The sequence below is a fragment of the Elusimicrobiota bacterium genome (genome assembly GCA_026388155.1).
Classification (GTDB): Bacteria; Elusimicrobiota; Elusimicrobia; order Elusimicrobiales; family UBA9959; genus UBA9634.
Window position 1 is genome coordinate 1 of the sequence record JAPLKI010000010.1, and the last position, 14,038, is coordinate 14,038.

The window sequence follows — 14,038 nt, forward strand, 5'->3', positions numbered from 1 at the left end:
CGGCGGCGGCTACCCGACCAGATTCAGCTATTCGCTGACAGCGGAACTTAAAGCGGTAATGGCCGACCCCTTGAACGAAGGCGCGACGTACTGGTTTGTGCCGTGGGCTTACGACCTGGCGCAGAACCGGGAATTCGGGGCTAACACCGGCGATCCGGCGCTGGAAACGGATATCCCGGCAACGGTGGGCACGCGTATAAATTACGACAATGTCCCTCCCGCTGCCAGAATAGTCGTTCCCTACGACGCCAATAAGGGCGGCATAAGGTCGCTGCCTTCCATTTCCGGCACGGCGCTGGACGGCTACCTGAACTCAAAAGTGCAGATAGCCATAAAACAGTACAGCCCGACCCCGTACTGGTTTGACGGCACTGGTTTTTCGTCGGCTCAAAGCGACCCGAACTGGATAAATATAGTCAGCGGGGCAAGCGGTTTTCTGTCGCCGAACGCCACCTCCTGGATTTACTCGCCCGCCGCTTTGGCCGGCGCTTTCGCTTCCGGCTATAACTACCTTATACTGGTCAGGTCGTCGGATGCGGCCTCTAATATCCAGACGGTGTTCGATAATGACATCTCCTCCATGGTGGTCAAAATAGATAAAAACGCGCCCACTTCCGCTATTATCCTGCCGCTTAGCGACGCGGACGGATACAGCGGCCGCTACCAGGGCGCGCTTATAGGCCAGACAGCCACCCGGTTATCCGGAACGGCTGTTGAGAACCCCGTCGGTGCCGGTTTGCTTGTTTCCAGCATCCCGGCGACCAACAGCATATATATACGGCTTTCGTATCTTTCAAGCCCGGATACCTATTACTGGGACGGCGGAGCTTTCAACAAAACCATTTCTTCTGACTCTGTATCGGCCTGGCGGAACACCACGGTCGGAGGTTCTTTCCCGACCTGGACCTGGAACTATGTGGAGGCCAACATCGCATGGGATGCGAGTGACAGGGAATATACCCTTGAAGTAAAAGCCATGGACGACGCCCGGCTGTCCGACGACTCAGGCCTTGGTAATGTGGAAACGTGGCCCTACACCGCCACGCGCAAGTTCATAGTTGATAGTACACCGCCCACGGTGGGCATAACCACGCCGACCGTCAACGCCCTTACCGCGCTTGACAAGATATACGGCACGGCGGCGGCCGATCCCGCGGGGCATCAATACACGAAGGTGCGCATTTCCACGGGCACGCTTTCTTTCACAAGATACTGGGCCGGTACCGGAACGGGCTGGGTAACGGACCAGAATACGTGGCTTAACACGGTCCGGCAGGGGAACACCTCCTGGTATTACACGGTCGACCAGCCTATGTTCAGCGACGACACGATCTACACCGTGGAAGCCCGCTCGCTTGACTGGGCCGGCAACATGTCCGCCGTTTATTCCACTTCCACCTTCACCTACGATACGACGGCTCCCGCGGTTTCGGTCTCTTATCCGCTTGCCGGGGTGGTTTATTCGCAGATAAAGCTTTCCACGCCCATAGCCGGAAGTTCAAGCCAGCCGGGCCAGTCTTCGCCGTTCGCGCTCGTAAGCACGGTGGCGGTGCAGATAACCCAGAACCCCGGCGGCGCGGAAACCTGTTATAACGGGGCTGGAGGCTACGGCGTGTGCCCCATCTGGCTTGCGATCAACGGGGGGAGCCTGGCCAACTGGCAGTATAACAGCGCGGCGCTGAGTTTCACGAACGACAAACAGTACCGTGTGGACGCCAAGGCCATTGACTACGCGGGGAACAGCTCCGTAAATTCCGTGACATTCGCCTATGACATTGACAAGCCCACTTCCACCATAGTCTATCCGCTTTCCGGCGTAACTACCGGGTTTAGCCAGCTGACCGGCACGGCTTCCGATGAGCGCGTCGCCGTGCGGAATTATGAGGCGTCGCTGGGCACCTACACGATAAAAGTGGCCATAAAGCGCGTTAACGCTCCCGCCGGCTGGTGGAACCAGACCAGCGGTAATTTCGGCGCGTCAAACCCCGTCTGGTACGAGGTTTATAACGCCACCAACACCAGCGGCGGCTACCCGACCAGGTTCAGCTATTCGCTGACAGCGGAAATTAAAGCGATAATGGCCGACCCCTTGAACGAAGGCGCAACGTACTGGTTTGTGCCGTGGGCTTACGATCTGGCGCAGAACCGGGAATTCGGGGCGAATACCGGCGATCCGGCGCTGGAAACGGATATCCCGGCAACGGTGGGCACGCGTATAAATTACGACAATGTCCCGCCCACTACCAGAATAGTCGTTCCCTACGACGCCAATAAGGGCGGCATAAGGTCGCTGCCTTCCATTTCCGGCACGGCGCTGGACGGCTACCTGAACTCAAAAGTGCAGATAGCCATAAGAAAATACGACTCAAACCAATTCTGGTACAATGGCGCGGGCTTTAACCAAAACACCACATACTGGATGGATGTAACAAGCGCGGGAGGCAGCTATCTGTCGCCGGCCGCCACTTCCTGGATTTACGCGCCTGCCACTTTAGACTCCGATTTCGCTTCAGGCTATAACTACCTGATACTGGTCAGGTCGTCGGATGCGGCGGGAAATATACAGAACGGATTCACCGATAATATTTCCTCCATGGTGGCCAAAATAGACAAAGCCGCGCCCACTTCTGTTATCGCGAGGCCCTTTAACGACGCTGATGGGTACAGCGGCCGTTACCAGGGCGCGAATATAGGCCAGACAGCCGGTTCCACCCTGTTATCCGGCACGGCGTACGATAATCCCCCGGCCCTGAATTCGGACATACAGAACGGCTCGGTAACTATACGGCTTTCATATCTGACGGGTACGACGACTAATTACTGGAACGGCGCCGGTTTTACCAATAGTACTTCCTCGGAAACATTCTGGAAAGTCGCCTTGCTCAGCGGTTCCGCCCCTAACTGGACCTGGACCTACATGACGGATATCGCCTGGGCGGCGGGCGACTTGGAATACATACTTGAAGTAAAAGCCATGGATGACGCCCGGTTGTCCAATGATGCCGGAGGCGGTAACTGGGAAGTGTGGCCCTACACCACGCGCAAGTTCATAGTCGACGATACTCCCCCCGCGGTAGGCATAACCACGCCGACCGTCAACGCGCTTAAAGCGCTTACCGGGATATACGGCACGGCCAACGCCGCCCTGGCCGGCCACCGGCTGACCGAAATCCGCATTTCCACAGGCACGGGCGGCAACACCAGTTATTGGAACGGTTCCGTCCCCGGCTGGACAACCGACAACACCTGGAATACTATAAATCCCCAGTTTACCTACCCGACTTCCTGGTATTATGCCGTCAACCCGGCCATGCTGAAGGACGATGTGGCCTACATGGCGGAGGCCCGCGCCACGGACTGGGCCGGCAATGTTTCCGCCGTTTACTCCACTTCCACCTTCACTTATGACGTGTCGTCTCCGGCTGTTTCGGTCTCTTATCCGCTTGACGGGGTGTTTTATTCGCAGATAAAGCTTTCCACGCCTATAGCCGGAACTTCAAGCCAGCCCGGCCAATCTTCGCAGTTTGCGCTCGTAAGCACGGTGGCGGTGCAGATAGTAAGAAGCCCGGGCAGCGGCAGTGAGGCCTGTTTTAACGGCACAACATTTGTCGGCTGTCCCCAGTGGGTCCCCGCGCAGGGCCCGGTTGCCGGCTGGAGTTACTCAAGCGGCAATCTGTCGCTCTCAAACACTACCCAGTACCGCATAGACGCCAAAGCCGCCGACTTCGCCGGCAACGTTTCGGATCTCAAGTCCGTGACCATAATCTATGACATAGAAAAGCCCACTTCCACCATAACCTATCCCCTGGCGGGCTATACCACCGGCTTTACCCTGATAAGCGGTACCGCGAGCGACGAGCGCTACGGCGTCAGGCAATATAACGCCAAACTTTCAAGTTACACGGTTAAAGTGGCCGTCAAAAGAATTGACACGGCCCGCTGGTGGGACGGCTTCGACTTCCCCAGCTATGTCACCAATCCCATCTGGTATGAGGTCACTAACAGCACCAACCCGAATCCGAACCAGTTCGTTTACAATCTGCCGGCCAACCTTATTTCCTATATGTCCGATCCGGCACATCAGACTGCTAGCTATCTGCTGGTGCCGTGGGCTTATGATCTGGCGCAGAACCGCGAATACGGCCCGAACACGGGCGAGCCGCTGAACGCGGACATACCGGCGGGCGTGGGCACGGTTGTCGCCTTTGACAATGAAATGCCGCACTCCTATATAACCGCGCCCTCCATCGCCAGGTACAGGACCCTGGCGAATATTACCGGCACATCAGGCGACAATGCGAAGGTGGTTGAGACCCGTTTGACGATTTTCAATACGACCCTCAACGAATATTACGACCCCGCGCTGAACCCGCCATGGTCCGTGTCCCCCAAGACGGACAATGACGCGCCGTGGCTGGCGGCGCAGCAGTCCCTGTACCAGAGCTCGTCTTCCTGGACTTATAATATACAGGATTCCACCTGGACCAGCGGAGCCTCTTACCGTGTCAGGGCGCGGGCAAAGGATGCCGCCGGCAACTACGACACCGTTTATACCACGGCCACTTTCCTTTTTGATAATCAGGCGCCTGTTTCCACCGTCACCGCGCCGGCTGACGGCAGTTACATTAACACCCAGGCGGACACACTCTCCGGCACCAGCTACGACCCGGGAGCTTCCGGTGTCGCCGGCCTGAACTTTTACATCATCCGCGACGACGGCCGGTACTTTGACGGCGTCAGCGGCTGGAACGTGAACCCGCAGCCGATAGGCGCCAACGCCCCGTATAATAACTGGAGCTGGCCCCTTACCGCCGCGCTATACAACGGCAACGACGGCCGGAGGTTTACCATACAGACCAACGCGACAGATCTCGCGACAAATGTCGAGGGCTACGGGGTCAAGGCGTCTTTTGTCTATGACATTACCAGCCCCACCAGCGCCATAAGCTATCCCTATAACAACGGCTCCATAAGCCAGACCGGCAAAATAACCGGCGGTTCGTATGACGCGCCGAACGGTAAAGTGGATGATGTCTTGGTAGGGATCAAAGAGCTCTCCGGCGGCGCCCATACCGGACACTACTGGGATAGTTCCATTTCCAACTGGCCGGCGGCGGCCACCGTCAACAGCGTCGTCTCCTACGGGACTTTGAGCCCGTCGGCCACCTGGTGGCAGTTGAACGCCGCTCCCTGGGAGGCGGGCGTGACCTACGAAATAAATGCCTATGCCAGGGACAAGGCAGGCAATTACCAGCTGGTTTACGCCACGGCCACAAATGTACAATCCAACTTTACGAAGCCGTCCTCAAGCGTTACCTGGCCTTTGAACGGCAACGTTCTGTCGGCCGAACTGAATGTGGTTTCCGGTTCGGCTTCAGCCACCGCGCCGAGCATACTGGATAAAGTCAGGGTATCCTATTACAAGGTCAGCCCTCCGGCCGGTTACTGGAACCGCGCCGCCATGCTCTGGAATTCCCCGACGGAGCTCTTCTACGACGCCAGTTTCCCCAACGGAGTCGATGGCGGCGTCTGGCTGGCCACCGGCATTTCCACGCCCAGCTGGGTTACCTCCTCTGGCCAGGCTATTGATTACCGGATTTTCGCCAAGGCGGTCGACCAGGCCGGAAACGAGGTGGACAAACCGGCGTCGCCCGGCCCGCTGAGCTCCTACATACAGTTCACGCTGAATCCGCCGCCGCCTGTTACGGGTATAACAACGCCCAACACCGCGATGCCGCATTGGAAGCTTTCGCCTATCCCCCAGATAATAGGCACGGCCGTCTATTCCACCACCGTCCAGCTCCGGATAGTGGACTATGGCCCGAACCTGGTTGAGGGCACGGGCAACGATGATGTGGCCTGGAACGGCGCGCAATGGATATCCACCGGCTCCTGCGTCGATTCCTGCTTCGTGGGAGTAAATACCGTGTGGGACGGCTATTCCTGGGCATGGAGCATACCTTCCGGCTGGAATAACAATCGTAAATACAGGGTCGTCTCAAGAGGCAGAGACCTGAATGTGGGAACTTGGGAGGTCCCGGGGATCGGGAGAGAGTTCATAATTGATCCAACGGCGCCTGCCTCAGGCATAACCGCCCCCGGCACAACTTATTTGAAAACGCTGTCCGCCCTTTCCGGAACGGTTTCGGATACGGCGCCCGGCACTGTGCAAAGCGCGTTTTTCAGGGTAAAAAACGCGGCGATGAACTATTGGAACTGGCAGGCCTCCACCTTTACCGCGCTTGGCGCCAACACCGATCTGCCGGCTACGCTTTCCTGGGACGATGTGCTGAAGACCGGCACTGTGGGCTATACCACCGATTATTTTCTGAACGGGAGCGCCTGGGAAAACGACCATAGCTACACGGCTGAGCTTTATGTGACGGATAAGGCCGGTAATCTCGGCTCGGCGGTGGCGGCGGCGTTCACTTTTGACAGTTCCTCGCCCACGGCGAGGATACTGGTTCCCTACGACGCCAACGGGAGCGGCATAAGATATCTTCCGTCCATATCCGGCACGGCTTCCGATAACAAAGGCAACAAGAGCGTCTATGTGGCCGTGCAGCAATTAAGCAGCCCGCCAATGTGGTATAACGGAACCTCATTCGCCGAAAATAACCCCGTGTGGATATCCGTGACGGATAACGGCTGGCTTTCGCCCTCCGCCACTAGCTGGATTTATGCGCCGCCGGGCTTTGACGCACAATTTACGGCCGAGCCGAACGGTACTAAATATGTGATACTCGCGTACGCCGCCGACATCGCGGGCAATGTTCAGGATATCTTCAACGCCGGCATTTCCTCTACGGTCGTTACGATAGATAAATATCCGCCTTACTCCGCGATAACTTTTCCGGCCGACGATCTGGACGGCGTGCACGGCCGGTACCAGGAAGGCAAGGTCGGCAAATTAGCGACCTCAAGCCGTTTCTCCGGCTCGGCCTCCGACATCCATTACCTCGTGAACAACTCCACTGTGGCGGATGTCAGCGTAAGGCTTTCATATCTTCTGAACGGGGATACTTACTACTGGACGGGGCTGGACTTCAGTTCCTGGACCGTCACTTCCGCCACCGCCTGGAAGCCGGCGTCGATAACCGGTTCGGCTCCGAACTGGGCCTGGGATTATCGCAACGATATAAACTGGCCGGCCGGCGACAGGGAATATAAACTGGAATCAAAAGCCATGGACGATTCCCGGCTTGCGGATGACACCGGCAGCGGCAACCAGGAAAACCCGTCCTCAAGGGGAGTGAACGTAAAATACTTTATTATAGACAACTCGGCCCCGTCCGTGCTTATCACCACCCCGTCCGTAAATGTGCTTAAAGCGCTTACCGGGATATACGGCACGGCCAACGCCGACATAGCGGGGCATCAAAACAGCCAGGTGCGCATTTCCACCGGCGCCGGCGCTTTCACAATGTATTGGGACGGAGCGGCGGCGGGCTGGACAGCGCAACCCAATACCTGGAATAACGCGGTCCGGCTGGGGGACACTTCCTGGTCTTATACGGTCGACCAGTCAATGTTCAAGGATGACACGGTATACACTATATCCGCCCGCGCCCTGGACTGGGCCGGCAATATTTCCGCCGTTTATTCCACTTCCACTTTCACCTACGACATTACCGGGCCGCTGGTTCAGATAAACACCCCCATAAACGGCGCCACTTACTCCCAGGTGCGGCTCTCCACTTTCTCGGGACAGGCTTTCAATAACCAGAGTTCGCCTTACACCGGACCAAGTACCGGCGCCGTGGCCCTCACCGACATTACCGACCCCGCCTACCCCGCCTGTTTCAACGGGACCTATTTCATCCTCTGCTCCGGAACTTTGTGGCTGCCGTCGCAGGGGACGTCGGTGGCTAACTGGTCTTTCCTTGTCCCGGATAGCAATTTCACAAGCGACCACCAGTACAAATATGAAGCCCGCGCCTTTGACATAGTCGGCAACCCCTCCGGTATTTCAAGCGTGATAACCCAGTATGACCTGTATGCCCCCACTTCCACCGTAATCGGGACGGGGGGCAGCTACATTAACGCGCTTACCCAGATAAGCGGCACGGCCTCGGATGAGCGTTACGGCGAGAGCACCTACGAGGCCGGTCTGGGCACTTATACCCTGAAGGTAGCGCTCAAGCTTAAATCCGGCGGCTGGTGGAACGGGGTCGGCAGTTTCGGCGGCGCCTACCCCATCTGGTATGAGGCGGCGGTGGATACCTCTCCATACATCCAGGGAGCCGCGGTGGTTAACTGGAACTGGAACGTGCCGGCCAACATTCAGACCGCGATGAGCGGCATCGGCACTACGGATTATCTGGCCGTTTCCTGGTCTTACGATCTGGCGCAGAACCGGGAATTCAATTCTCCCCCCGGTGTAGACCCCACTACGGTGCCGGGCGGGATCGGCAGCGTGATAAAATTTGACAATGAGCCTCCTTTAGCGGTTGCCACAGCGCCCGCCAATAACAGCTACCTTAATTCCGTAGACACATTATACGGTACCGCTGTCGATAAGGGGGTTGTGGACAGGGTGTATGTGATGGTCAAAGCCAGGGGAGCTTTTAACCAATATTGGAACGGCACCTATAACGGCGATCAGGGGGATTGGGATTATGCTCCCACCACCAAGTACACCCACTGGAACGCCGCCACTTATGCGGGCGGCGCCTGGTCCATACCCCTGCCGCCGCTCACGCCTGTTGACAATTCAAAGATCTCGGTCTGGGTCAGAGCGGTAGATACAGCCGGCAACTGGATGAATATCCCGACTAATCCCCAGTTTGACGGCAACCTGAAAGCCGACGGGTCAACCGCCCAGTTCTTCACGTTTGACCGTACCATACCTTTAACTTCTATTACCGTTCCCGTGTCTTATATCCTGGCCAGATCAACCGGCATTATAAAAGGAGAAGCTCACGATGGAGGCAACGAACCGAGCGGCGTCAACCGCACTAAACTGAGATTCAGGCGGTCAGGCGACGCGTACTGGGATTTCAACAACAACAACTGGCTGGCCGCCCCGAATTTCTATGACTCGGATACTTTCTCGTCGCCGGAGTGGACCAAACTCGTCAACCAGGCCGCCTTTGAGGACGGTTATCAGTATTACATCAACCACTATGCCGTCGATCTGGCGCAGAACAATATTTCCGGCGCCTATTTCTCAACTTTTACTTTCGTGGTGGACTTCACCACGCCGTCCTCAAAGATAACGTTTCCCGCGCACAACAGCTTCCTCGCCTCGGTCCCGGCCATTACCGGCACGGCGGACGATTCGGCGGAAAATCTGCATCCCGGCTGGCCGCCGGAACGGAGTTTTGAATCGGGCATAAGCACCTCGGCTACGGCGGTCGAGCTGGCCATGCAGCGGCTTTCGGACGGCAAATGGTGGAATGGCGCCGGCTTCCTGAACGGCACAAGGCAGTGGTACAAGGCCGATTTCACGGGCGTCTCTTCCGGCACCTGGAGTTACGGCCTCGCCGCCGGGGCCATACAGGACGGAGCCACTTATTACGTGATGTCCAGGGTGGCGGATATAGCGGGCAATCTCCAGAGCGACTATACGACCAACTACTTTACCTTTGACACCACCCCGCCGGTCGGCCTTTCCACTGCGCCCTCCTCCTCCGCCGGCCACGTGATCGGTGTCCCCGGCATCTACGGTACCGCCCAGGACTCTTTGCCGGGCCAGTTAAGAACCTCCGGCGTGGTGCTGATGTCGATCATAATGAGCACCACCCCCGTACAGTGCTATGACCCGGTCGTTAATCAGTTCACGACGGACTGTCATGTCACCGGGGCGTACCCGGGCGACAGGATATGGTTCTCCACCGGCGCCACCGCCAGTCCCGCGGGGCAGCCGGCGGCCTGGAGCTTTGATACCTCCCAGGTGCCCTGGATAAATGAAAGGTTTTACGATATCATAGCGCTGCCCATTGACGCCGCGGGCAACCAAAAAAGCTTCTGTGTCAACGGCATACTGAATCCCTGCAACACGCCGCCCGCGGACATTAATTTTTACCTTGAAACTCCGCCGGCCCTTGTCACTATTAACACCCCCGAAGGATACGATGGCAAGAACTTCATGGCCAGCAACATCCATTCGGTGGGAGGCGGCGGCAGCACTTCGCTCAGGAAGGTGCAGCTCAGGATAAAGCGGCTCAAAGAACCGGTTGCCTGGTGGTATGAGAACGGGGCTGATAAATACTGGCAGGACAGTGATACTTCCACGATGATTTCTTATAACGGCAGCGCGTGGAGCCAGAACCTGTCCGGCGTCGATGCTTTCACGGTGGACAACGCTTCCTACACCCTCTCGGCCTTCGGCTATAACGAGATAGGGGTGATGGGCACTCCGGGCGCCGCGCTCACGATCATCATAGACAATACCAAGCCCGTCGGCACTATACTCGCGCCGAATAAACCCTATGTAAACTCCCTTACTTCCATAAGCGGCACGGCCACGGACCCCAGCAGTATCTCCTTCCTGCCTTCCCTGCAGAAGGATTACTCCGGCAATGTCTTCGTGCGGTTTAAGGAGTTGGACTCGCTCCGTTACTGGAACGGCTCGTCTTTTGCCAACGGCATCTCGGATATTGAAACCGATTACACAACAGCCAACATAGTAAACTGGTCCACCGCCCCCGCAACCCTGAACGGCGCGCTCAAGGACGGCAAAAACTACATGGTCTATCTTAGACCGAAGGATAAAGCCGGGAACATTGAGACGGACGAGAACCAGATGTCCCACTATCAGATCCTGTTCGATACCACGCTGCCGAGCGCCTCGTTTACGTATCCGACGCCAAGGAAGATATTAAGGAGCCTTGATGCCATTACCGGCGCGGCCTATGATCCGATAGGTTCCAATACCCCCAACAGCAAATCCGATCTGGACCGCGTTGAGCTGCAGATGTACTATCTGATGTCGGGCGGGCAGCCTAAATACTGGGATGGAACGTCTTTCAACACCAACTTCTCCTCGTTTAACGTCGTTTCCGGCACCGACACCTGGAGCTACTCGCGGCCGAACTTTAACACGGGCGCCTTCAGCACCGGATATTTTTACGTGGTCCAGGCGCGGGCGGTGGACAAAGCTTCAAATTATCAGAACGGCTTTACGGACAACATTTCCTCCATGACCTTTATCTGGGACAGAACGCCGCCCTCCACCACGATAGTGATGCCCGCAAGCGGGGGAAAATACAAACCCTCGAACCTGGACGGCGGCTCGGCCCTGAACGGCGCCGCGGCCGACGCTGTGCTGCCATTCGCCCCCGACCAGATCAACAGGGTGCAGCTCAACCTGAGCTACCTGGAAGGGAACGACACTTATTACTGGGCCGGTTCGGCCTGGAGCAACCTCGTTTCCTCGGACACAGCCTGGCAGAACGCGCTCGGCGCAGCCGCCTGGAACTATTCATTTAACGGAAGCATGCCGCAGGAATGGGTTTCGGACAGGAACTATACGCTGATGACAAGGGCCTTTGACAAGGCCGAGCCGATGGACGCGAACGGCGGAAACATGCAGGACCCCCCGACTGTCCAGAAATTCGTTGTGGACGGCACGCCGCCGGTCTCAAGAGTTTCCGCGCCCGCGGACGGCAGTTTCATACAGCACACGCTTTCCCAGATATCGGGAACCAGCGCGGGGGGCCTTGCCGGATTGCAGGCGTCCGCCTCATTGGGCCTGAAACTGCGTATTTACTACATTGACGACGCTAAAACATATTATTCGTCCGGGACGGCGCTGGACTGGAGTTCCAGCACGGTATTCAATCTGCCGCTTGAGTATTCGGAGGTCGGCTCCTCTACCAGCACTATTACCTGGAAGTATCCGCCCGTTGGTTATAGCATACCCGTCTTTCCCACCAATAACCATGTTTACTACTTTGGCATAGCCGGCCTTGACGCGGCTGGCAACCAGGAAAGCTTCTCCTCTATGTCGGTGACCACGGACTTCAACTATCCCACCATCACCATCTCCACTCCTATGGCCGGCACCGGCGCTTTCTACAGCGACGCGCGGCCCATTACATCGATCACCGGCAACTCCGCCGACGCGCCCGCCGGCATAGTGCCTCCGATAACGGCCGAGATAAGCCAGCTTCAGGCCGACCAGACCCTGGAAACCAAATGGGACGGCGCTCAGTGGAGCGTGAAGCCGTCCACTTTCCTGATAGTGAATTCCATAAATCCCTGGGATATCCCGGCGCCTTCTCTGACGACGAACAAGCGCTACCGGGTAGTGCTGCGGTCGGTGGATAATGCCGGAAACCTTACCCCCACGGACTTATCGGCCGGCACCGTATTCCGGGACTTTATATACGACGTCAACAAGCCGTCTTCTTCCATCCTCGTGCCCAGCCTGGCGTATCATAACCTGGCGCAGATAACCACCCTTTCCGGAACTTCGGCGGAATGGGTCAGCAAGTCCGCCGAAGCGTATTCGGGTCTCAATTACGTGGAGATGCAGATAGTGGACCACACGGGCTCCGATTACAACTATAACGGCGCCGGCAGCTTTGACGGAGGGGATAACTGGCTCAGGCCTGATATAACCTACGGTGATAATCCGCCGCCCGACAGCAAGTTCGGCGTAGTGCTGCACCGTACGGCCTCGTGGACCTACGGGGGAGGGGCCAACGGCTGGCCGCCGGCCGCCGCGTTGAACGAGGGGTCCCTCTATAAAGTAAGGGTCAGGGCCATTGACCGCGCGATGAATCTGGAAAGTCCTTATATGGAGAAGCAGTTCACTTATGATAATTCGGCGCCTACCACCACGGTCACCATGCCCGGAGCTTTCGCCTATACCGCCATGCCGGTCATAAAGGGCGATTTTACCGAACCCGTGCCTTTGGCATCTGGCCCGAACCCCGGAGACGGGATACAGATCGTGATCATGCAGAACAGCGGCGGCTATTACTGGGACGGCGCCGACTGGACAAAAACCGGTTTCACGGCCGCCAACTGGCTGAACGCGACGAATATATATGCCTCTTCCTGGACATACGTAAATGCCACCCTTGCCAATGTGTTTAATACGCTGTCCCAGTCCAAGATCTTTACCGTTTACGTGAGGGGCAAGGATGTCGTGGGCAACCAGAACAGGGCGGACACGGTCCCCACGGCCGGAGGCGTCACGTTTACAATGGACCGCTTTATTCCTGTGTCCAATTCCACGTATCCCGCCGTGGGCGGGGGGCCCGTGGTTTATCTGAACGCCCCTATTTCAAACATAGCCGGCACTGCCCTGGATGTCGACAACGGCATTAACGCGTCAGGATTAAACAATGTCTATGTAAGGGTGAGGCGCTTTGACGCGCTTGGCACTCCCTGTTATTTCGACTCCTTTGACGACAACTGGGTCGCGGATAATGCTTTGTCCGACTGGATGTCCCAGGACGCGGGGTCGCTGACCACATGGATAAAGAAAATACCTTCCGGAGATTTCCAGGGGGTGAACCACGGAACCTGTTATGACGGCGGCGACAAGGGCAACGGTTTCAGGTTTGAAGTCCAGTCTTACGCGCGGGACAACACTCAACCCGCGCCCGGGACAGGCGGGCCCAATACCGAAGTCGCCTATTCCACGGCGGTTTTCGTGCTGGACTATTCAACTCCGAGCGCGGGAATGTCCGTGCCGTCCCACCTCAGCTATTTCAAGAGTTTATCCTCTTTGTCCGGCACGGCGCTGGACCCCAAGATCTTCAGCAACGCCATACCGAGCGGTCTGAAGACCATCTGGGTGGAACTCTCGGATACCGGCAGGACGCCGAATCAGTATTGGAAATTCGGTTCCCCCGGCTCGTGGCAGACAGGGTACAGTTCGGGCGCCATAACGGCTTCTTCCAACTGGACCGTGGCGGCGTCTTCTCTGCCCGTCAACGCTCCCGCGGGCGCCAATACCTGGGCGCTGGGCAGGTCCAGTTCGACTTTTGTCATTAAGGTGAAAGTGCAGGACGCCGCCGGCAATTATTCCGATTTCAATTTCAACCAGTCCACCGTCACGCTGGACCTGGTGCTGCCGGTT

The 14,038-nt window shown here is 57.3% G+C and carries 1 protein-coding gene (cut by a window edge); it reads left to right on the forward strand.

Going from position 1 to position 14,038, the window contains the following annotated elements; all coding sequences use genetic code 11:
• Positions 1–58 precede the first annotated feature (58 nt).
• Positions 59–14,038, forward strand: partial view of an Ig-like domain repeat protein gene (locus tag NTX59_03235; GenBank protein MCX5784681.1) — the 5' end (the start) only. It continues 18,381 nt past the right edge of the window; only the first 13,980 of its 32,361 coding nucleotides appear in the window; it begins with the start codon at positions 59–61; its stop codon lies off the right edge, out of view.